1 protein-coding gene is annotated in these 242 nt (G+C 66.1%); it reads left to right on the forward strand.

What is annotated here, in order from left to right; all coding sequences use genetic code 11:
* A partial coding sequence (locus tag QSV46_RS40815; RefSeq protein ID WP_314964444.1) for a 2'-5' RNA ligase family protein occupies positions 1–242 on the forward strand: 242 nt, incomplete at both ends.

Consider the following 242-nt stretch of genomic DNA (forward strand, 5'->3'; position numbering starts at 1 on the left):
GGACTGAGATCCCTCGGCCGTGGCGTCGCCTATACGCTCGCATCCCCCACGCTGAAGGAGTTGCGCCTCTCGCTCGCCAAGCAATGGGCGCTGTGGCTGACCCTGCAGGACCGCCAGAAGCATCGGCCGCACGTGACGATTCAGAACAAGGTCGACCCGCAAGAAGCGCATCGTCTGCTGGCGGACCTCGCCGCCAGCTTCTCGCCGTTCACGGTCACCGGAACAGGCCTCGACCTCTGGCG

The sequence above is a fragment of the Bradyrhizobium cosmicum genome (assembly GCF_032290525.1).
GTDB lineage: Bacteria > Pseudomonadota > Alphaproteobacteria > Rhizobiales > Xanthobacteraceae > Bradyrhizobium > Bradyrhizobium cosmicum_A.